This window comes from Massilia putida, from assembly GCF_001941825.1.
Taxonomy (GTDB): Bacteria; Pseudomonadota; Gammaproteobacteria; order Burkholderiales; family Burkholderiaceae_D; genus Telluria; species Telluria putida.
The window spans coordinates 6447453-6467349 of record NZ_CP019038.1 but is presented as its reverse complement, the minus strand read 5'-3'; the positions used below and the strand labels follow the sequence as shown (position 1 = coordinate 6467349).

Genomic DNA, 19897 nt, shown 5'->3' with positions numbered 1-19897 from the left:
CGACTGCCGCTACATGCGCTCGAAAATCGTGGCGATGCCCTGGCCCCCGCCGATGCACATCGTCACCAGCGCGTAGCGGCCCTGGATGCGCTGCAGCTCGTGCAGCGCCTTCACCGTGATCAGCGCGCCGGTGGCGCCGATCGGGTGCCCCAGCGAGATGCCGGAACCGTTCGGGTTGACCTTGGCCGGATCGAGCCCCAGGTCACGCGTCACGGCGCAGGCCTGGGCGGCGAACGCCTCGTTCGCCTCGATCACGTCCAGGTCCTGCACGGTGAGCCCCGCCTTCTTCAGCGCCAGCATCGATGCGGGCACCGGCCCGATCCCCATATACTTCGGATCGACGCCCGCATGCGCATACGCCACCAGGCGCGCGATCGGTTTCAGGCCACGCGCCTCGGCCGTCCGCGCATCCATCAGCACGACGGCGGCCGCCGCATCATTGATGCCGGACGCGTTGCCGGCGGTAACGGTGCCGTTCTCCTTCAGGAACACCGGCTTCAGCTTCGCCATGTCGTCCAGCGTGGCGTCGGAGCGGAAATGCTCGTCGGTGGCGTAGGCGACGTCGCCCTTGCGCGTCTTGAGCGTCACCGGCACGATCTGGTCCTTGAAGTAGCCGGCCTCGCTGGCCCGCTGCGCGCGGTTGTGGCTCTCGACGGCCAGGCGGTCCTGGTCTTCGCGCGTGATGCCCCATTTCGCGGCGATGTTCTCGGCCGTGACGCCCATGTGGATCTTGTGGAACGGGTCGTGCAGCGCGCCGATCATCATGTCCACCAGCTTCGTGTCGCCCATGCGCGAACCCCAGCGGGTATCGAGGCTGGCGAACGGCGCGCGGCTCATGTTCTCGGCGCCGGCGCCGATGGCGATGTCGCAGTCGCCCAGCAGCACGCTCTGGGCCGCCGATACGATCGCCTGCAGGCCGGAGCCGCACAGGCGGTTGACGTTGACCGCGGGCGTGCCTTCGCCGCAGCCGCCGTTGATGGCCGCCACGCGCGCCAGATACATGTCCTTCGGCTCCGTGTTGACCACGTGGCCGAACACGACGTGGCCGACGTCGCGCCCGTCGACCTGCGCGCGCGCCAGCGACTCGCGCACGACCAGCGCCCCCAGCTCCGTGGGCGGAACATCCTTCAGGCTGCCGCCGAAGGTACCGATGGGCGTGCGCACCGCGCTCACTACTACGACTTCTCGAAACATATGTGTCCTCTTCCTTCTCGTTGGTATTGCTGCTGCATTGTTTTAGGTCATCCTACCCAAGTTAGGACAACAACACAAACACTGGGATGAAAAAACAACGGCACGTGACTGGTACCGTTGAGTTAAGCAGCAATACAACGCTGTTCCCGCCAATGCTGCAGGCGTTATCGACACTCTGGAAAAACTGGGTCCCCGCCAGCGCGCTAGCGTCCGGAATAGAATTGCGAAAAAAAGTACGTCATTCCCGCGAAAGCGGGAATCCATACTGAATGACAGAATTCTGAACGTCAAAGATGCTGGTGGTCTTCAACGGACCGACGTCGACTCTTCAGCCTGGGTTCCCGCCTTCGCGGGAACGACGGCTTTTTTCCTGTGAACGCCTTATTGCACAGGCCAGGAATCATTCCGGACAGCGGCGCGCCTGCGCGGGACGACGCGTTCAGTCAGCGGTGGGTGACGAGGTGGGCTTCGTCCTCGCGGCCGAGGTGGGCCCAGCCGTTGTAGGTGATGAGCTGGTGCGCGCGCTTGCCGATGCGGATGCGCGTCACGCTCGTGTTGACGAGCGGCCAGCACAGCGTGAACGTGCGTTCGGGCGGAAGGCCGAGCAGCGCGGCGACGATCACGCTGATCGGGCCGCCGGAGGTGAATACCCAGGTCTCGCCGCCCTGCTGCGCCGCAAGCGTCGTCCAGGCGTCGCGCACGGCGGCGCGGAACACCGGCCACGACGTGCGGTATTCCAGGTCGTGCCGGCCCGATGTCCAGCGTTCGACGGCATTCACGAACAGCGCCTGGAACGCGCGCTGCGGCGCGGCACTACGCGCGAGTTCCGCCCGCACCGCTGCGGGCGACGCGAGGTCGGGACGCAGCCTGACGATCAGCTCATCCGCATCGAGTTCGTCGAGGCCCGGCAGCACGGTGACCGGCACATCGTCGAAACCGGCCGCGCGCAGGCAGCCTTGCGCCGTCTGTGCGTGGCGGCGCAGGCGGCCCGTCGCGACGCGCGTGGGACGGTGCCCGCCCCGTGCCATCCACGCGCCCAGCAGCACCGCCTGCGCTTCGCCCAGCGGCGACAGGCAGTCGTAGTCGTCGGCGCCGAGGCTCGCCTGGGCGTGGCGGACGAGGTACACGTCCGTCATGAAGCGCTCCCGCCCGCGTCGATCAGGCGGCGGCAGCGGTCGCCCAGGCACCGTACAATGGTGTCGAAGTCCGCGAACTGCTCGTTCGTCGTCTGGCCGAGGACGTAGCGGCGGAAGATCTGCTGCGCGATGACCATCAGCCGGAACAGGCCGAACACTTCATAGAACGCGAAGTCGGCCACGTCGAGACCCGTACGTGCGCCATAGTAATCGATCGCCTCGCGCCGCGTCAGCATGCCCTCGGCGTGCGTCGGCTGGCGGCGCAGTGCGCGGAACGCCTCATCGTCGCCCGCCTCGACCCAGTACGCGAGCGAACCGCCGAGGTCCATCAGCGGGTCGCCGATGGTCGCCATCTCCCAATCCAGCACGCCGGTGATATGCAGCGGATCGGCCGGGTCCAGCACGACGTTATCGAACCGGTAATCGTTGTGGATGACGCACAGGCGCGATTCGCGCTCGGGTTGACGCATGCGCAGCCAGGCGATGACGTCCGCGTACGGATCGACGCCGTTCGTCGCGGCGCGGTCCCAGCGCGCCGTCCAGCCGGTCACCTGGCGCGCGACATAACCTTCGCCCTTGCCGATGGCCGCGATGTCCGGCTGGCGCGTGTCGACGCCGTGCAGCTCGATCAGCCGGTCGAGGAAGCTCGTACACAAGGTGCGCACGCCGGCCGCGTCGAGCCCGAGGCCCGCGGGCAGGTCGCGGCGCAGGATCACGCCGACCAGGCGCTCCATCACATAGAACGGCGTGCCGAGGACGGCCGGATCGTCGCAGCGCGCGAGGATCGCGGGCACGTACGGATAGCTGGGCCGAAGCGCCGCCATCACGGCCGCCTCGCGCATCATGTCGTGGGCACCGGCGCCCGTCGCGCCGGGCGGCGGACGGCGCAGCACCAGCGCGCGCTCGCCATAGCTGATCAAATAGGTCAGGTTGGACGCGCCGCCCTGGAACTGGCGGATGTCCGGCGCGCCCGTCAGGCCGGGAATGGCGGCCTTCAGGTAGGCGTCGAGGCGGACTACGTCGATGCTGTCCTCGGCGCGCAGCGCGCGCGCTTCGTCGATCATGGCGCTCATGCGCGGGCCTCCCGCTTGGTGGCCTGCTCGCGCAGTTCGAGCTTGGCGACGAGGCCCCGATGCACCGCATCCGGCCCGTCCGCGATGCGTAGCGAGCGCGCATAGGCGAACAATGCGGCGAGCGGCGTGTCGTCCGACAGGCCGGCGGCACCATGGATCTGGATCGCCGCATCCACCGCCTGCTGCAGGACCGCCGGCGCAACGACCTTGATCTGCGAGATCAGGCTCATGGCCGCCTTCACGCCCTGCGTGTCGATGGTCCACGCGGCCTTCAGCGTCAGAAGGCGCGCCTGTTCGATCGCCATGCGCAGGTCCGCGATGACGTCGGAGTTGCCGCCGAGTTTGACGAGCGGCTGGCCGAACGCGACGCGCTCCTGGCCGCGCGCGCATAGCAGCGCAAGCGCGCGTTCGGCCGCGCCCAGCGCGCGCATGCAGTGGTGGATGCGGCCGGGGCCGAGGCGTCCCTGGGCGATCTCGAAGCCGCGGCCCGGGCCGAGGATGATGTTCGACACCGGCAGGCGGACATTGTCGAAGCTGACTTCGCCGTGGCCGGACGGTTCGTCGTACGTGCCGAACACGGGCAGCATGCGGCCGACGGTCACGCCCGGCGTGTCGAGCGGGCAGATGACCATCGAATGGCGTCGGTGCTTCTCGGCCGTCGGATCGGTCAGGCCCATGAAGATGGCAAAGCGCACGTGCGGATGGCCGATGCCGGTCGTCCACCATTTGCGGCCGTTCAGTACGATCTCGTCGCCCTCGATCGTCGCGGTGGCCCGCATATTCGTCGCGTCGGACGATGCCACTGCCGGTTCCGTCATGCAGAAGGCGGAGCGGATCTCGCCGGCGAGCAGCGGTTCCAGCCAGCGTGCCTGCTGCTCGGGCGAGCCGTAGCGGACCAGCACTTCCATGTTGCCGGTATCCGGCGCATTGCAGTTGAAGACTTCGGGCGCGATGAACGAATGGCCCATGCGCTCGGCCAGCGCGGCGTATTCGACGTTGGATAGCCCCGCGCCGCCGTGGTCGCGCTCCGGCAGGAACAGATTCCACAGCCCGAGCGCGCGGGCTCGCGCCTTCAGAGTTTCCATGATCGCCGGCTGGCGCCACTTCGTCCAGTCGGCACCGCCGGCCAGTTGGGCGGCATACACGGCTTCCGCCGGTTCGACCTCCTCGCACATGAAGCGGTCGAGGCGCTGGAGCCAGTCGTGGCTGCGTTGGGAGAGGGAGAAATCCATGGCATAGCGTCCGTTGGTTGTGATACCGAAAAGCCTACGCTATGCTTCCATATCCGTGAAATGAATAATTGTAATGGCGACCTATGAATCGCATCGATATGCAGGCACTCCGCCTCGACCTGAACCTGTTCCGCGTCCTCGACGCCATCTATGTGCAGGGCGGGATCACGGCGGCGGCGCGCGCGCTGCACCTGACACAGCCAGCCGTCACCCATGCGCTGAACCGCCTACGCGACCATTTCGGCGACCCGCTATTCGTGCGCCAGGGAAACCGCGTGCTCCCGACCGAACGGACCCTGGCGATGATCGACGACGTGCAGCGCCACCTGCGCGGCCTGCAGGGCACGCTGCGGCTGGATGCCGAGGTGCGGCCCGAGACGCTCGACCTGGACATGACCATCGGCGCGCGCGACCTGCTCGAATCGCTCGCGCTGCCGGCACTGGCGGAGGCGTTCGCGGCCGAGGCGCCGGGCCTGCGGCTCGTGAACCGGCGCGTGCCGCTCGACGCGGTCGAGCGAGGCCTGGCCGGCGGCCAGCTCGACCTCGTGTTCGAACGCCGCCTGCGCGTGGGGCCGCGTGTGGTGAGCCAATACCTGTTCGACGAGACGCTGGTCGTCGTGATGCGGCGCGACCACCCGCTCGCGCACGAACTGGGTCGCAACGATTATTTCGCTGCCGGGCACGTGAGTGTGTCGCCGCTGGGCGAACCGAGCACGCTCGACGTGCTGCTCGGCGGCCAGGGGCGCTACCGCAAGATCCAGCTGGTCTCGCAACATCATTTCTCGGCCTGCGAGATCGTCGCCGCCGGCGACCTACTGCTGACGCTACCCCGCTTTTACGCGCTGAAGATGGCAGCCCTGCTGCCGATCGTCGTCAAGGCGTTGCCGCTGCGGGTGAAGCCCTATCCGATCTTCGCCTATTGGCACGAGGTGCGCGAAGCGGACCGCATCCACCAGTGGTTCCGGCAGCGGGCGATCGGGATCGTGTGCGCGGCGTCGGCGCAGGCCGGGATGCTGGACCCGTAAGACGGCGCTAGTGTGCGCCGACGCGGTTGCGTCCCGATTCCTTGGCTTCGTAGAGCGCGGCATCCGCCGTCTCGACGAGGGCGCGGACGCCGTCACCGGGCGCCGGGACAATGGTGGCGACGCCGGCGCTGATCGTGACGAAGCCCAAGTCGCTCGCGCGGTGCGGCAGGCCAGCCGCGCGGACGCCCTCGCAGATCGCCTCCGCGATGCCGCGCGCGCCTTCCTGTGACGTGTTCGGCAACAGCACGGCGAATTCTTCGCCGCCGAAGCGCGCCGCGAGGTCGGCGGGCCGGTTGACGGTGGCGGCCAGGACGCGCGCCACCATGCGCAGGCAGTCGTCGCCCGCCGCGTGGCCGTAGGTGTCGTTGTAGCGCTTGAAGAAGTCCACGTCCATCATGATCAGCGACAGCGGCGTGCGCTCGCGCGCGGCGCGCGCGACTTCCGCGGCCATGCGCTCGTCGAGATGGCGGCGGTTGTGCAGGCCCGTCAGGCCGTCCGTATCCGCCAGCCGGGCGAGCGCCGCATTCTGTTTTTCGAGCGCTTCCTGGGTGGTGCGCAGGGTGCGCTCCAGGCGTTCGCGCACGCGCATCTGGGCAATCACCCAGAAGCAGACGAGATACACGCCGAGCATCTCGCCCGCCAGCGCCGCGCTTTCCTGCCAGGTGACGCGGCGCCAGTCGGCCAGCACGTCGTCCTTGCCGACCGCCGCATCGACGGCCAGCGAATACTTGTCCGAACGCGCGACGCTGTGCAGCAGCTCGATCTCGTTCGCTTTCGTCTTCAGCCGGATCGGGGCCGCGGGGGCGGCGGGGCCGGTCTCCTGCGGCAGGCGTGCCAGCGGCGTGCCATCGGCCAGCGCCAGCGCGACGGCACCGTGCCGTCCCGGGACCATGCGTTTGTAGTGATCCTGGAAATACCGGACCGGGATCGTGGCGAGGACCAGGCCGGCATAGCGGCCGTCGCCGTCGTCGATGCGGCGCGACACCGTCACGACCTGGCGTCCGGCCGGAGGAACGACGTGGATGCCGCGGTCGGCATGCGACTCGTGGTACGTGATACTGGCATGTAGGGCGTCGTCCAGGCCGGCCCCGCCCTGCTCCCGCGTCGTGGCCACCGCGTTTCCTCTGCGATCGATCACGGTCAGGCTGTCGAGCGGCGAACCCTTTTCCTGCACGCGCGTCAGCATCAGGCGACCCAGCGATGTCTCCTCGCTGCCGTCCGCCTCGACGCGCTCGACGACGCCTTCCAGCATCCAGCCGACCGTGTCCAGCGTGGACTCGGCATGATGGATGGCGGCGTCGGACATCGTCTGCGCCGCCACGACGCCCTCTTGGATCCGGCTCTGGTAGGCGAGCGTCCGGGTCCAGACCGCAAAGCCGATGCAGAACACGAAATCGACGAGCAGCAGCCAGCAGATCGTGCGGGCCGGCGATTTGCCGCGTAACAGGGATGGAATTGACAACAAGCGGGACACTCGGGAATGCGCTGAAGAGCATCATCGTACACGAGTTTCCGTACGGGAATACCTTTGGCCGCCCGGAGGTGTTGCGCGTTCGCGTCGAAGGTTTGTTTTCAGAACAAGAGTTCCAACTCGTCGATGCCTACGCCGTCCGGGACCGCCTCCGGCGCGGCCCGCTCCAGCGCGCAATACGCGTAATACATCTCCATGCACAGGAACGACCAGACGGGTGCCGCGAGGATGTAAAACAGTACCCGCTCCTCGTCGCCGGGAAGCGTGTAGAAGTCGTACATGCCTGCGATCGCCTGGGCCGAGACGAGGACGACGCCCACGCCGAGCGCGTGGCGATACGCGCGCACGCCAGCCAAGCGCCAGATGAAGTAGACGAGGTACAGCGACAGAATGCCCCACATGCACAGGTAGAACATGGGCCTGAGCGGCGCCGCGGCGTCGGCCTCCACCAGCGCGGCCGTCCCTGCGGCCGCGCCGCCGAACAGATAGAGGTCGAAGCACGGCAACGGCCGGTAGCCGTGTGTCACCGCCATCAGGCCCAGGATCGTGATCAGGGGACCGCCGCAGCCGCGCGAAAACGCGTCGCAAAAGTAGGCGACGTGGTAAGCCGCATCCACGTCGCCGAGCGCGAAGACCACGATGCTTGCGCCCGACAACGCGATTACGAGCCACTCGATGCCGAGCAGGTAGTTGCCTTTCCCGAGAAACTTCATGCCATAGATCGATGCCGTCACGACGAGGACGCCGATGGACAGGACAAACAGTTGCTGCTCGATCTCCATGATGGATCCGTATGAAAAGGGATGCCGTCCATATTAGTACAAGATACCCAACTTAGTACGATCTAATAAACATATTTTTCGTCCGGCTCAGGACCGGCCGATGTGGCCATCGAGCAGGCAACCGACCGTCGCGAGGAATATCGCGTCCAGCGCGTTCGGATCCTTGCCCTGACGCTTGCCGGTGCCGGTCCGCACGATGAGGCCGTCGACCATCGCGATGAGCAACGTGGCAATCTCCCTGCCCTCGGCGGACGTGAACGCTGGATTGACGGCGCGCACCAGAACGGCGATCTCGCGCGACAGTGTCGCGTACCACTCGTCCAGCAGCTGCGCGGTGTCCCGGTCGATGGCGACCAGCGACACGAAATGGCACCACAGCGCGGAGCTTTCCACGTTCTTCGTGTCCTGCAACGCCCTTGCCATGAGCACGGACAGCTTGTCCCGTGGCGCGGTTCCTTCGTCCACGGCACGCCGCAGGTCACGCATATAGGCCTCGATCACGGGTTCGAGCACGGCCCGCAGCACGGCGAGCCGCGTCGGAAAGTAATACTGCAGATTGCTGATGCTGATCCCGGCGCGCAGCGCGATTTCCCGCAGCGTGAATTCGAGGCTGCCGCCTTCGAGCAGCAACGCGCGTGCCATCTTGACGATGGCGTTCCGGGTCCGCACGCCCTGGGGCCGCAGGCGGCCGCGCTGGTTACTGGAGGCTGTCATCGTTCCTTTCGCTGGACAGCATGTCGTCGTCCTTCGGTGTCCGTGCAATTATAGGACAACATAACAACGAACAGCGCATCCACGCCAGCATTTCATTTCACACCGCCGAACCGCGTTTCACATCACAAAATCTCGCCGGCGCCCCGGGGCGCCATCCGATTCCATTTCGCAAAATCCGATCCCGCATCTTGAGATGCTGCAGCTAAATCCTTGATTGTTGGGAATAAATTTTATGTTTTATGTCTTATATAAGATAGAAATTAAGCACGACCGTTCCCTTATCATCGTTGCGTGAGCACTGCCACATCATTTCACTTGCTACGACATTGGAGTCTTTATGAAAATAGGAATACCGGCCGAATCACGTCCGGGCGAGACACGGGTCGCCGCCACACCCGAGACCGTAAAAAAGCTGGCGGCCAACCATCAGGTGATCGTCCAGTCGGGCGCGGGCCTGCGGGCCTCGATCGCGGACGAGGCCTACACCGCCGCCGGCGCCGTCATGGGCACTGCGCCTGACGCCTTCGGCGCCGACATCGTCCTCAAGGTGCGCGCACCGGACGGCGCGGAACGCGCGCTGATGAAGCGCGACGCCGTCCTGATCGGCATGCTCGATCCGTTCGACACCGCGAACCTGGCCGCCATGGCCAGCGCCGGCCTGTGGGCCTTCGCGCTGGAAGCCGTGCCGCGCATCACGCGGGCGCAATCGATGGACGTGCTGTCGTCGCAGGCGAACATCGCCGGCTACAAGGCCGTCATCATGGCCGCCAACGTCTACGGCCGCTTCATGCCGATGCTGATGACGGCCGCCGGCACGGTCAAGGCCGCCCGCGTGCTGATCATGGGCGTGGGCGTGGCCGGCCTTCAGGCGATCGCCACCGCCAAGCGCCTGGGCGCCGTGATCGAGGCGTCGGACGTGCGCCCGCCCGTCAAGGAACAGGTCGAATCGCTCGGCGCCAAATTCATCGACGTGCCCTACCTCACCGACGAGGAACGCGAGATCGCGGCCGGCACCGGCGGCTATGCGCGCGCGATGCCGGCGGACTGGATGCGGCGCCAGGCGGAGCTCGTGCACGAGCGCGCCAAGCTGGCCGACATCGTCATCACCACCGCGCTGATTCCGGGCCGCCGGGCGCCGGTGCTGATCGGCGAGGAGACCGTCAAGGCCATGAAGCCCGGCTCGGTGATCGTCGACCTCGCCGTCGCGCAGGGCGGCAACTGCCCGCTTTCCGAAATGGACAAGACTGTCGTGCGGCACGGCGTGCACATCATCGGCCAGCCCGACCTGGCCACGCTCGTCCCGGCCGATGCGTCGGCCCTGTACGCCCGCAACGTGCTGGACTTCCTCAAGCTGATCATCGACAAGGAAGGCAAGCTCGCCATCGACCGCGAGGACGAAATCATCCGCGCCACACTCGTCTGCGCCGGCGCCGAAGTCCTGCGCAAGAGCGCGTGATGCGCATCGCACCCATAACAAACCAGGGAGTCCGTATGGAAGTCAGTCATACCATCATCAACCTCATCATCTTCGTGCTGGCCGTGTACGTCGGCTACCACGTCGTCTGGACCGTCACGCCGGCCCTGCACACGCCGCTGATGGCCGTCACCAACGCCGTCTCCGCCATCATCATCGTCGGCGCCATGCTGGCCGCCGCGCTGACCACCGGCGTCGTCGGCCAGGTCGCGGGCACGATCGCGGTTCTGCTTGCCGCCGTCAACGTGTTCGGCGGCTTCCTCGTCACGCAGCGCATGTTGGAGATGTTCAAGAAGAAAGACGGTAAGGCGAAAGCGGGAGGCCGCGCATGAACGCCATTTCCATGAACCTCGTCACGCTGCTCTACCTGATGGCCTCGATCTGCTTCATCCAGGCGTTGAAAGGCCTGTCCTCGCCCGCGAGCGCGCGCATGGGCAACGCGTTCGGCATGGCGGGCATGGCGATCGCTGCGCTCACCACCGTCGCCCTGATCGTCAAGCTGCAGGCGATGATGGCCACCGGGTCGTTCGGCTTCGGCCTCGTCCTGCTGGGGACCGTCGTCGGCGGCGGCATCGGCGCGGTCGCGGCCCGCAAGGTCGAGATGACCAAGATGCCGGAACTGGTGGCCGCCATGCACTCGCTGATCGGCCTGGCCGCCGTGTGCATCGCGGTGGCCGCCGTGTCGGAGCCGTGGGCCTTCCGCATCGCCGAGCAGGGCCAGCCCCTCCCCTTCGGCAACCGCATCGAACTCTTCATCGGCACGTTCGTCGGCGCCGTCACGTTCTCCGGTTCCGTCATCGCCTTCGGAAAACTGTCCGGTAAATACAAGTTCCGCCTGTTCCAGGGCGCTCCCGTGCGCTTCGCCGGCCAGCATATGGTGAACCTCGCGATCGCCGTCGCCATCGTCGCGCTGGGCCTCGTGTTCTGCTTCGACGACGGCGCCGCGACGGCCTGGATGCCGTACATCGTCATGACGGCGCTGTCGTTCCTGCTCGGCGTGTTAATCATCATCCCGATTGGCGGCGCGGACATGCCGGTCGTCGTGTCGATGTTGAACTCGTATTCCGGCTGGGCCGCGGCGGGCATCGGCTTCTCGCTGAATAACGCGATGCTGATCATCGCGGGTTCGCTCGTCGGGTCGTCGGGTGCGATCCTGTCGTACATCATGTGTAAGGCGATGAACCGCTCGTTCTTCAACGTGATCCTGGGCGGCTTCGGCGGCGATGTAGGTACGACGGCGGCGGGCGAACAGGCGCAGCGGCCCGTCAAATCCGGCTCGGCCGACGATGCGACTTTCATCATGAGCAACGCGGAATCCGTGATCATCGTGCCGGGCTACGGCCTGGCGGTGGCGCGCGCCCAGCACTCCCTGAAGGAACTGGTGGAAAAGCTGACCCACAAGGGCGTGGCGGTGCGGTACGCGATCCACCCGGTGGCGGGCCGCATGCCGGGCCACATGAACGTGCTGCTGGCCGAAGCCGAGGTGCCGTACGACCAGGTGTTCGAGATGGAAGACATCAACGCGGAGTTCGGCCAGACGGATGTCGTGCTGGTGCTGGGCGCGAACGACGTCGTGAACCCGGCGGCCAAGGACCCGAAATCGCCGATCGCGGGCATGCCGATTCTCGAGGCCTATAAAGCCAAGAGCATCATCGTCAACAAGCGGTCGATGGCGTCGGGGTATGCCGGGTTGGACAACGATCTGTTCTATCAGCCGAACACGATGATGGTGTTCGGGGATGCCAAGAAGGTCATTGAGGATATGGTGAAGGCGGTGGACTGAGCATCATCGCCGCCGACCTCTCCAGCGCTGCTGCCGCCGATGCGTCAGCAGCGTTTTTTATTTCCAGGCGCGGTGCAGACGTAAAAAACCCGGCGGATTCAAACCCGCCGGGCAAAACCATCCATTGCGTGGATGGATGGAGATAACACCTGTGAATCAGGTGCTGGACGATTGCCGCGCAAGCGGCACGATGTGCAACAGTCCGAACAGCAGCGTCAGAAACATGCTCACCGCAAGCGAACCCCGATAGCGCCGGACGTAATTGAAGGCCACGCCCGCCTCGACGGCATGTGCCGCCAGGATCACGAGCGCGGTGTTGCGGATGGCGAGCGCCGCGTCGCCCGTCCACACCCCCGCCTGCGCCGCCAAGGCGAATCGGTACAACACGAGGCACGAGAGCTTCAGTACACGCATCGGGTCACGCCTCGTCGCCCATGCGGCGAACTTTGCGGTTCAACGCTTCGTCGAGCATGTTGGTCAGCGCCAGCGTCCCTTTGACGGCGCACCACTGCAACGGCTCCGGTAAGGTCGATGGCGTCTTGTGGTCCAGCGCGGCCAAGTGCGGATGCGCCGTGCCGGTGATCCAGTCGGCCAGCATCTGGCCCATCATCGATTGCGTGGCAACGCCGTGCCCGGTGCATCCGGCCGAATACAAGATGTTGCGAAACTCCCCGGACTCCCCGACCACCGGCAGCGCATCGTAAGCCATGCTGATGTAGCCGCTCCAGCACGAGCGGATGCCCAGCCCCTGCAACATCGGGAAACGGTCGCGCAGCGCCGTTGCCAGCGCCTGGTATGCGCTGTCATCCGGTACGTTCGGCGTCTGTGAACCGTAGACATAGTCGATCCGCTTCGTCGTGATCACGAGCGTGTTGCGCGCGGTGAGGCGATGGCTTTCCATGACCCAGTGCGGCGTCATGATGCCTTCCCGCCCCGGCCAGCCCAGCGCCGCCAGCTGCGCCGGCGACAACGGTTCGGTCTCGATGGCCGACACCCGCAGCGGCATCACCTTGTTCCCCAGCAGGCCCAGTTGCGGCGTGTACGCATTCGTGGCCAGCACGAGGAACGGCGCGCTCGCACTGCCCTGCGCCGTCTCGGCGCGCACGGTGCTGCCTTCGGTGTACGATCGCAGCGCCGTGTTTTCGTAGATCTGGACGCCGGCGTCGAGGGCTGCGCGCCGCAATCCCGTCACGTATTTGCCGGGGTCCAGCGTGCCCCCGCGTTCTGTGTAGTACCCGAACAGGAACGCCGGCGGAATGCCGCGTGCACGCATGTCGGCGTGGTCCAGGAAGCGCGTCACGGAGCCGAGTTCGAGGCCGGTCGCCATGTCCTTGCGCAGCTTCTTTTCGTGCGCCGGATGAACGCCTGCGCGGATGATGCCCGACGGGTTGTAGTCGCAGTCGATGCCGTATTCAGCAAGCTTGCCTTCCACGTAATCGACGCCCGCGTCGTAGAAGCGGACGATCTTGCGCGCCTGTTCGTGCCCGACGCGCTTGGCGAACATCTCGAATTCGACCGCCATGCTGCCGCCGAGGTAGCCGGCGTTGCGCCCGCTCGCGCCGAAGCCGGCGAAGTCGCGTTCGAGCACGATCACGGACGCGCCGCGCGCCCTCAGCTCCAGTGCGGTGTTCAGTCCCGCGAAGCCGGCGCCGACGACGATCACGTCCGCGCTGACGTGACCATGGAGCGTGGGCTGCGGGTGCGCCGGCCGTTCGATCCAGCCGCCGATCGAGCGGAACTTCGTTGCAGTGTTGCTGGCCATACCGTTCTCCTTCAGTCGCGGCTCAAGATATGGATGGCGAGGGCTGCCTCTTCGACGCCCTGCAGACCACCGCCGTTTTCCTGGATCGCGTGACGGGCGCCCTGCACCTGCCGCGAGCCCGCTTCGCCGCGCAATTGCGTGACCAGTTCGTAGAGCTGTCCGATGCCGGTCGCGCCCAGCGGGTGGCCCTTGGATTCGAGACCGCCGGACGTGTTGATCGGGATGCGCCCGCCCAGCGTGAACTCGCCCCTCTCGGCAGCCGGGCCGCCCTGGCCGAACGGTACCAGTGCCAAGTTCTCGGCCTGGATGATTTCCCCCATCGCGGACGCGTCATGCACCTCGGCCACGTCGATGTCGCCGGGCCCCAGGCCGGCCTGCGCATACGCCTGCAACGCGGCGAGATGACCGATGCTTTTCTCCGGCGCATCGACCGGGCGGTGCGTGAAGCTGCGGATTACGCTGGCCGCGATGCGCACGCAGCGGCTGCGCGGGATGCCAAGGCGGCGCAAGCCTTCCTCGGTACAGAGGATCGCAGCGGCGGCGCCGTCGGTGACGGGCGCGCACATCGGCAAGGTGATCGGATACGTGATCGGCGGCGCGGCCAGCACCTCGTCGATGGTGAACGGCTTGCGGTATTGCGAATGCGGGTTGTGCACAGAGTGCTGGTGGTTCTTGGCCGAGACAGCCGCGATCTGACGCTGCGTGGTGCCGTACGTCTTCATGTGGTAGCGGCACATCGCCGCGTAGATCTTCATGAAGCGGCTGTACGGCCGGTCGGATTCCGAGCCGGCCGGCGGCACGACGCCGTCGCCCAGCGCAGCGAGGGTCGCGAAATTCTCGTCGACGCGGGCCACGTCCCATCCCGCTTCGAACAACGCCAGCGACTTCGCCTTGTCGGGCACGTTCATCTTTTCCGCGCCCAGCGCCAGCGCGACGTCGCAGGCGCCGGCCTTCAAGTGCTGCACGGCCAGGTGTACCGCCGTGCTGCCGGAGGCACATGCGTTTTCGACGTTGAACACCGGGATGCCTTCGATGCCGATCTTGCTGAACACGACCTGGCCCGGAATCGACAATTGTCCCTGCAGCGCCCCGTTGGTGATGCCTGCGTAGAACGCCGCGCCGATGTCGGCCGCGGCGCAGCCGGCGTCGAGCAACGCGCCGTTCAGTGCTTCGCCCGCGAGATCCTCGACACTGCGCTCGACTTGCCGGCCGAACACCGTCATGGCGATGCCGGCAATATATATGTTACTCATGATGTCTTCCAGGTGAATGGCCGGCCCGACAGGCCGGCCACATTGAACAGCGCCTCAGATCCGGCGCTCGACGCCCTTCCAGTACTGCTCGCGCAAGTCCTTCTTGAGCACCTTGCCGACGGGGCTGCGCGGGAGCGCGGCCACGAAGTCCACGGTCTTCGGCGCCTTGACGGAGCCGAGCTTCTGCTTGCACAGTGCGACGAGCTCCTCGACGCTGACGCTCTGACCCGCATTGAGTTCGACGACGGCCTTCACCGCCTCGCCCCACTGCTCGTCCGGCACGCCGATGACTGCGCAGTCCTGCACAGCCGGGTGCGCCCAGATCACCTGCTCGACCTCGCTCGGATAGACGTTGAAGCCGCCGCTGATGATCATGTCCTTCTTGCGGTCCGTGATGTGCAGGTAGCCCTCGGCATCGATGTGGCCGATGTCGCCCGTGTGCAGCCAGCCGTCGACGATCGTCTCCGCCGTCTTTTCCGGGGCCTTGTAGTAGCCCTTCATCACGAGGTCGCCACGCACGCAGATCTCGCCGGTCTCGCCCTGCGCCAGGATCTCGTTACGCTCGTTCATGATCTCGACGCGGATCAGCGGATTCGGACGTCCGACCGACGACAGTCGCGCGTCCGGCGCCAGCTTGCCGTCGACGAAGTGCTCGGCCGGCGGCAGGTAGGCGATCGACGCCGGCGCTTCTGTCTGGCCGTAACCGCCCGCCATCACGGGGCCGAACACCTCGATCGCGCGCTTGAGCTTCTCGACCGACATCGGCGCCGCGCCGTACAGGAAGTATTTGAGCGACGACAGATCCAGCTTGTCGAGGCCCGGCACGTCCAGCAGGCGGTAGATCACGGTCGGCGGCAGGAACAGCTCCGTGACCCGATGCTTGACGATGGCGCCGAACACCGACGCGGGATCGGGCTTCGTGACCACGACCACCGTCCCGCCCTGCGCCGTGCACGGCAGCGACAGCATGCCGGCCGTGTGCGTCATCGGGGCCGCCGCGAGATTCACAGGGCGCGCGCCCTGGTACGGATGCGCCATCATGAATTGCGCGAAATACGTCTGCAGCGAGCGGTGCGTGTTCATCACGCCCTTGGGCATGCCGGTCGTGCCGCCCGTCGCCGACAAGGTCACGACGTCGTCCATCGCGATGGCCACGCGCGGCGCTTCCGTGGACTGGCCGTCGCTCCATTCCCTCAGCGACGGCGCCCACGGCAGGTCCGCGTCGATGCACACCCAGCGCCTTACCTTCGGCAGGCGCGGGCGCAGCTCGTTGATGATGCCGGCGAACGCCTGCTGGAAGAACACGACCTCGCAGTCGAAGGAATCGAGGATGAACTCGTTTTCCTCGGGAACGTTGCGGCCGTTGACGGGAATGTACGCCATCCCGGCCCGCCACAGTCCCAAGGTGCAGGTCCAGGCGCCGACGTCGTTGTCGGCCCAGACCGCGCCGTTGGCGCCTTTACCGAAGCCGGTGTCGATCAGCGCGTTGGCGATCCGGCACGACAGCTCGCCGACGTCCTGGAACGAGAAATTGCGCTCGTCCTGGATGTAGGCGGTGCCGCGCGGGTTGATGCGCCAGCCGCGGTCGAAGAAATCGATGATAGCCATTCCGGGTTCCTCTTACAGCTGGGTCACCGTCGCGCGGGCGAGGCCGCGCTGCTCGAGGAAGCCGAGCAGGTAGCGGTGGCCGAACGCTTTCGAGCCGGATGCGAAGCCGACCTTCGCGGTGTCGCCGTCCAGCAGCTTGAGGACGGCGGCCGCGTGGATCGCGCCCGTCGCGATGTAAGGCGTGATGCCGTGCACGGTCGCGCGCACGGCGGCCAGCTGGCCGCGGCCGATCGCGAAATCGACGGTGCGGTGCAGTGTCGTGCGCTCGCGCGGCGGCATCGAAGGCGTCGTGGAATCGACGATCTGCTTCAATACCGCGTCCTGCTGTTCGCGCGGCAGGTGCTTGTATTCCGCCTCCCATTTCTTGCCGAGCGCATGCACCATCCGCATCGCGTCGTTGTCGTAGAAGCCCACGCTGGAAATGCAGCTGCGCACACGCGCATCGTGTTCGAAGTAGATGGGCAGCGACGTGCCGCCCCATGGGAGGCTGAACACGGGTTGCGTGAACGACGGGTCGACGATGTCGAACGACGCATCGGGCGCATGCGCCATCAGCTGCTTTTCCCACAGGTAGAACGATTCCTGGCGATAGCCTTCGAAGATCGTCGCCGTCGAGCCGACGCTCACGCCAGCGCCGGCGCCGCGCGCGCCACGGCACAGCGCCGCCGTCTGCAGCGAGTCCACGCCGGGCGTCTCGAGCGCCAGCTCGGCGGCGATTTCGGAATACGTGTACATATAGGCGTTCGACGACGACACCAGCAGGCCGGCCTGGCGGTACTGCTCGCCGAACTCGTCGCGCACCTGGCGGATGTAAGCCTGCTCGCCAGCCGGATCGAGATGATGGCAACCTGCCTTCAGCGCCGCTTCGACGGCGACGAGCCCGAAATTGCTGAACGGTCCGACGGTATTGCACACGACCTTCGCGCCGCGGAAAGCATTCGTCAGCGATTCGACGTTGTGCTCCGCTTCAATGATTTCGTACTGCGCCGATTCGAGGCGCACGACGCGCTGCTCCATCATTTCCTTCGTCCGCTTCGCATTGCGCGACACGGCCGTGAAAGGGATGTTCTGATCGATCAGCCAGTCCATGATCAACATGCCGGTGTAACCGCTTGCGCCGTAGACGACGACAGGATGCTTAGCCATGAGAGTCTCCTTGAAATAAAAGTTTTGGTGGATACGTACTGCGGTGTTGCTGGGTTATTTGCTGGCGATGTACTGCGCGAGGTCGTCGATGTTCTGCTGCGACAGCTGGCCGGCGACGGCCGTCATCGCGCCCGACGGATCGTGGCGCGTGCCGTCCTTGAAGCGCATCAGCTGGTCGCGCACGTAGTCGTAGCCCTGTCCCGCCAGGCGTGGAAAGCCGCCATTGCCTTCCAGCTTCTGGCCGTGGCAGGACGTGCAGCTGCTCGAGGTGACCAGCGCCTCGCCGCGCACCGCGCCTGCATGATCGGCGTGGAAGGTCACATTGGGCTGCGGGACCATCTTCGAGAAATGCGCCGCGAAGGCATCGATCTCCTGTTCCGACATGCCCAGCGCCAGCGGCGTCATGGTCGGGTCACTGCGCGTACCTGCGGCGAAGCCCTCGAGCTGCTTCTTGAGGTAGTCCTTCGATTGGCCCGCGAGGCGCGGATAGGTCTGCGCTCGCGCGTTGCCGTCGTAACCGTGGCAGTAGACGCACGCGTCGGTCGCGCGCGGCCACGGGCCGCCGGTGCGGGCGTTGTCTTCCGCGATCGTGTCGATCTGCTTGCCGACCTGGTACAGGCCGACGAATTGCGGTCCGTAGATCGCGCCGGCGACCACGGCGGCCGCCAGCAGCAGGCCGCCCGACCAGGCGAAGATCCGCTTGGCGCGGCTGCGCGGCTTGCGTGCGCCGGCCGCCATGTCCGGCTTGCGCGGTGTCGTTGTCGTACTCATCATGCTCTCCTTGCATTCATTGCTTGCAGCGCCTGCAGCGCCGCCTTGTGGCCCGAGCGCACGGCGCCATCCATATAGCCGGCCCAGATATCGGCCGTTTCCGTGCCCGACCAGATCAGCCGGCCGACGGGCGGGTGCAGCGCCTCCCCGTATTTCATATAGAAGCCGGGCGGAATGGCCGACACGCACGTCAGCGTCCAGCGGTCGGCCTTGCCCCAGTCGTGGTCGTAGTAGGCGACGGGATGCAGCGCTTCCTCGCCCAGAGCCTCCGCATAGATGCGCGCCAACTCCTTGCCCGCAGCGTCGTGGTCGGACGGCAGGTGGCCGTTGGCGACGAACGCGTTGATCACGCCGAACGACGCGTCTTCCGGCGAATTGTCGTAAGCCCAGAGAATCGGGCCCTTCGCCTGAATCATCCAGCCGTTCAAGCCCTTGTCGCGCCAGAACGTCTTCTTGTAGACGTGCGCCGTCTTGCGCGCCGGCGCGACGGCGGGCCAGCGCCGCTGCATCTCGCGACGTTTTTCGGGCAGTGGGGGATCGAACGCGATCTGGTTGCACAGCGGCGGCGACAGCGCGACGATCACGTGGCGCGCGCGAATCACGCCTCTCGCCGTGTGGATCGTGACCGGACCGTCGTGCCAGTGTTCGACGCGCAGCACGGGACTCGACAGCCGCACCTTGTCGCCCAACGCCTCGGCCATCTTGATCGACAGGATCTGCGAGCCGCCCGAGATGCGCGTGCCCTGTGCCGCATCCTTGACCGATTCCAGACGGTCGTAGATGCAGTCGGCCGAATTGATCATCGACAGCCAGTGCAGCAGCGACAGCCGCGACGGCACGTTGCCGCCCGAGAGCACGGAGCCCGTCGTCCAGCCGATCTGGTCCTGCGGCGCGATATTCTTTTTCGACAGCCAGTCGCCGAGCGACATCGCATCGAATTCCGCTGCGCGCGGCGACGTCCAGGGCGCACCCGACGGCACGAGCTTCGCCATCGATTCGAGCTCGCTCGTCAGCTTGCGGTCGGTGCCGAAGCCGCCGTCGAGGGCGACCGTCGCATGCGCGTCGCCAGCGAAGAACGTCGTCTTGCCCTCCCAGTAGGTCGGGAACGTGCCGACGCCGAGCTCGCGCGCCAGGTCGGCGACCGCCGTCTGGCCCGGACCGATCCATTGGCCGCCCGCTTCCGTGAAATAGCCCTTGCCGAGATCGTGGTTGAGCGTGCGCCCTCCCACGCGCTCGCGCGCCTCCAGCACGACGAACGATTCGCAGCCGGCGCGGTGCAGGTCGCGCGCCGCCGTCAGGCCGGCCAGGCCGGCGCCGATGATCGCGATGTCGAGCACGTCCGGATCGATGCCCGCGCCGGCCGCCGCCACGCGCGGCAACGCCGCCGTCGCGGCCGCCGCCGTCGCCATGCCCAGGAAGCCCCGGCGCGTCAGCGCGGGCCCATCGTTGCGATTGTCTTCTTTGTCCATGTTG

Annotated in this window: 18 protein-coding genes; 4 read left to right on the top strand and 14 right to left on the bottom strand. The window is 66.4% G+C overall.

Annotated elements, in window-relative coordinates:
* Positions 1 to 9 precede the first annotated feature (9 nt).
* The 4 genes from bktB to BVG12_RS31065 all read right to left on the bottom strand — a co-directional run bounded on the left by bktB (position 10) and on the right by BVG12_RS31065 (position 4635).
* Positions 10 to 1194, bottom strand: a complete 1185-nt coding sequence (gene bktB / locus BVG12_RS31080) for a beta-ketothiolase BktB (RefSeq protein WP_075795775.1) — start codon at positions 1192 to 1194, stop codon at positions 10 to 12.
* A gap of 443 nt (positions 1195 to 1637) precedes the next feature.
* On the bottom strand, positions 1638 to 2330 hold the full coding sequence (locus BVG12_RS31075) for a histidine phosphatase family protein (protein ID WP_075795774.1): 693 nt from the start codon (positions 2328 to 2330) through the stop codon (positions 1638 to 1640).
* Positions 2327 to 3403 (bottom strand): phosphotransferase family protein, encoded by a 1077-nt coding sequence (locus BVG12_RS31070; protein ID WP_075795773.1) that lies wholly within the window; start codon positions 3401 to 3403, stop codon positions 2327 to 2329. Before BVG12_RS31070 ends, BVG12_RS31075 begins: the two co-directional genes overlap by 4 nt.
* On the bottom strand, positions 3400 to 4635 hold the full coding sequence (locus BVG12_RS31065) for an acyl-CoA dehydrogenase family protein (RefSeq protein WP_075795772.1): 1236 nt from the start codon (positions 4633 to 4635) through the stop codon (positions 3400 to 3402). The genes BVG12_RS31070 and BVG12_RS31065 overlap by 4 nt, the downstream gene beginning before the upstream one ends.
* A 98-nt stretch (positions 4636 to 4733) precedes the next feature.
* Here BVG12_RS31065 and BVG12_RS31060 point away from each other — a divergent pair, with 98 nt between their 5' ends.
* Positions 4734 to 5660 carry a LysR family transcriptional regulator gene (locus BVG12_RS31060; RefSeq protein ID WP_075796672.1) on the top strand — a complete coding sequence of 309 codons (927 nt, stop codon included), beginning with the start codon at positions 4734 to 4736 and terminating at the stop codon, positions 5658 to 5660.
* 7 nt (positions 5661 to 5667) lie between these two features.
* Here the strand turns inward: BVG12_RS31060 and BVG12_RS31055 are convergent, their stop codons facing one another.
* The 3 genes from BVG12_RS31055 to BVG12_RS31045 all read right to left on the bottom strand — a co-directional run bounded on the left by BVG12_RS31055 (position 5668) and on the right by BVG12_RS31045 (position 8627).
* A complete protein-coding gene (locus BVG12_RS31055) occupies positions 5668 to 7122 on the bottom strand; it encodes a sensor domain-containing diguanylate cyclase (protein WP_156895785.1) in 1455 nt (484 codons plus the stop codon).
* Between the two features lie 110 nt (positions 7123 to 7232).
* Positions 7233 to 7913: a hypothetical protein gene (locus BVG12_RS31050; RefSeq protein ID WP_075795770.1), complete on the bottom strand. Its 681-nt coding sequence runs from the start codon at positions 7911 to 7913 to the stop codon at positions 7233 to 7235.
* 87 nt (positions 7914 to 8000) lie between these two features.
* Positions 8001 to 8627 (bottom strand): TetR/AcrR family transcriptional regulator, encoded by a 627-nt coding sequence (locus BVG12_RS31045; RefSeq protein WP_075795769.1) that lies wholly within the window; start codon positions 8625 to 8627, stop codon positions 8001 to 8003.
* 337 nt (positions 8628 to 8964) lie between these two features.
* Here BVG12_RS31045 and BVG12_RS31040 point away from each other — a divergent pair, with 337 nt between their 5' ends.
* The 3 genes from BVG12_RS31040 to BVG12_RS31030 are packed head-to-tail and all read left to right on the top strand — an operon-like array spanning position 8965 to position 11884.
* On the top strand, positions 8965 to 10083 hold the full coding sequence (locus tag BVG12_RS31040; RefSeq protein WP_075795768.1) for a Re/Si-specific NAD(P)(+) transhydrogenase subunit alpha: 1119 nt from the start codon (positions 8965 to 8967) through the stop codon (positions 10081 to 10083).
* A 35-nt stretch (positions 10084 to 10118) separates the two neighbouring features.
* Positions 10119 to 10433, top strand: coding sequence for a proton-translocating transhydrogenase family protein (locus BVG12_RS31035; RefSeq protein WP_075795767.1), 315 nt, complete (start codon positions 10119 to 10121; stop codon positions 10431 to 10433).
* Positions 10430 to 11884: an NAD(P)(+) transhydrogenase (Re/Si-specific) subunit beta gene (locus BVG12_RS31030; protein WP_075795766.1), complete on the top strand. Its 1455-nt coding sequence runs from the start codon at positions 10430 to 10432 to the stop codon at positions 11882 to 11884. The genes BVG12_RS31035 and BVG12_RS31030 overlap by 4 nt, the downstream gene beginning before the upstream one ends.
* A gap of 156 nt (positions 11885 to 12040) precedes the next feature.
* Here the strand turns inward: BVG12_RS31030 and BVG12_RS31025 are convergent, their stop codons facing one another.
* Genes BVG12_RS31025 through BVG12_RS30995 form a run of 7 tightly spaced genes read right to left on the bottom strand, consistent with a single transcriptional unit; the run spans position 12041 to position 19893 of the window.
* A complete protein-coding gene (locus BVG12_RS31025; RefSeq protein WP_075795765.1) occupies positions 12041 to 12298 on the bottom strand; it encodes a hypothetical protein in 258 nt (85 codons plus the stop codon).
* Between the two features lie 4 nt (positions 12299 to 12302).
* Complete coding sequence (locus tag BVG12_RS31020) at positions 12303 to 13646, bottom strand: NAD(P)/FAD-dependent oxidoreductase (protein WP_075795764.1); 1344 nt, start codon at positions 13644 to 13646, stop codon at positions 12303 to 12305.
* Positions 13647 to 13657: 11 nt separating this feature from the next.
* Positions 13658 to 14899, bottom strand: coding sequence for a thiolase family protein (locus tag BVG12_RS31015; RefSeq protein WP_075795763.1), 1242 nt, complete (start codon positions 14897 to 14899; stop codon positions 13658 to 13660).
* A gap of 54 nt (positions 14900 to 14953) precedes the next feature.
* Positions 14954 to 16507, bottom strand: a complete 1554-nt coding sequence (locus BVG12_RS31010) for a class I adenylate-forming enzyme family protein (RefSeq protein WP_075795762.1) — start codon at positions 16505 to 16507, stop codon at positions 14954 to 14956.
* Positions 16508 to 16519: 12 nt separating this feature from the next.
* Positions 16520 to 17653: a saccharopine dehydrogenase family protein gene (locus BVG12_RS31005; RefSeq protein WP_075795761.1), complete on the bottom strand. Its 1134-nt coding sequence runs from the start codon at positions 17651 to 17653 to the stop codon at positions 16520 to 16522.
* Between the two features lie 54 nt (positions 17654 to 17707).
* Complete coding sequence (locus BVG12_RS31000) at positions 17708 to 18427, bottom strand: c-type cytochrome (protein WP_083685547.1); 720 nt, start codon at positions 18425 to 18427, stop codon at positions 17708 to 17710.
* Positions 18424 to 19893, bottom strand: coding sequence for a flavin monoamine oxidase family protein (locus tag BVG12_RS30995; protein WP_075795760.1), 1470 nt, complete (start codon positions 19891 to 19893; stop codon positions 18424 to 18426). Before BVG12_RS30995 ends, BVG12_RS31000 begins: the two co-directional genes overlap by 4 nt.
* Positions 19894 to 19897 lie beyond the last annotated feature (4 nt).

What these genes read in the sequence shown, in the direction of transcription:
- bktB (WP_075795775.1), bottom strand. Translation starts at nt 1,194, where the DNA reads ATGTTTCGAGAAGTCGTAGTAGTGAGCGCGGTGCGCACGCCCATCGGT.
- BVG12_RS31075 (WP_075795774.1), bottom strand. Translation starts at nt 2,330, where the DNA reads ATGACGGACGTGTACCTCGTCCGCCACGCCCAGGCGAGCCTCGGCGCC.
- BVG12_RS31070 (WP_075795773.1), bottom strand. Translation starts at nt 3,403, where the DNA reads ATGAGCGCCATGATCGACGAAGCGCGCGCGCTGCGCGCCGAGGACAGC.
- BVG12_RS31065 (WP_075795772.1), bottom strand. Translation starts at nt 4,635, where the DNA reads ATGGATTTCTCCCTCTCCCAACGCAGCCACGACTGGCTCCAGCGCCTC.
- BVG12_RS31060 (WP_075796672.1), top strand. Translation starts at nt 4,734, where the DNA reads ATGCAGGCACTCCGCCTCGACCTGAACCTGTTCCGCGTCCTCGACGCC.
- BVG12_RS31050 (WP_075795770.1), bottom strand. Translation starts at nt 7,913, where the DNA reads ATGGAGATCGAGCAGCAACTGTTTGTCCTGTCCATCGGCGTCCTCGTC.
- BVG12_RS31045 (WP_075795769.1), bottom strand. Translation starts at nt 8,627, where the DNA reads ATGACAGCCTCCAGTAACCAGCGCGGCCGCCTGCGGCCCCAGGGCGTG.
- BVG12_RS31040 (WP_075795768.1), top strand. Translation starts at nt 8,965, where the DNA reads ATGAAAATAGGAATACCGGCCGAATCACGTCCGGGCGAGACACGGGTC.
- BVG12_RS31035 (WP_075795767.1), top strand. Translation starts at nt 10,119, where the DNA reads ATGGAAGTCAGTCATACCATCATCAACCTCATCATCTTCGTGCTGGCC.
- BVG12_RS31030 (WP_075795766.1), top strand. Translation starts at nt 10,430, where the DNA reads ATGAACGCCATTTCCATGAACCTCGTCACGCTGCTCTACCTGATGGCC.
- BVG12_RS31025 (WP_075795765.1), bottom strand. Translation starts at nt 12,298, where the DNA reads ATGCGTGTACTGAAGCTCTCGTGCCTCGTGTTGTACCGATTCGCCTTG.
- BVG12_RS31020 (WP_075795764.1), bottom strand. Translation starts at nt 13,646, where the DNA reads ATGGCCAGCAACACTGCAACGAAGTTCCGCTCGATCGGCGGCTGGATC.
- BVG12_RS31015 (WP_075795763.1), bottom strand. Translation starts at nt 14,899, where the DNA reads ATGAGTAACATATATATTGCCGGCATCGCCATGACGGTGTTCGGCCGG.
- BVG12_RS31010 (WP_075795762.1), bottom strand. Translation starts at nt 16,507, where the DNA reads ATGGCTATCATCGATTTCTTCGACCGCGGCTGGCGCATCAACCCGCGC.
- BVG12_RS31005 (WP_075795761.1), bottom strand. Translation starts at nt 17,653, where the DNA reads ATGGCTAAGCATCCTGTCGTCGTCTACGGCGCAAGCGGTTACACCGGC.
- BVG12_RS31000 (WP_083685547.1), bottom strand. Translation starts at nt 18,427, where the DNA reads ATGATGAGTACGACAACGACACCGCGCAAGCCGGACATGGCGGCCGGC.
- BVG12_RS30995 (WP_075795760.1), bottom strand. Translation starts at nt 19,893, where the DNA reads ATGGACAAAGAAGACAATCGCAACGATGGGCCCGCGCTGACGCGCCGG.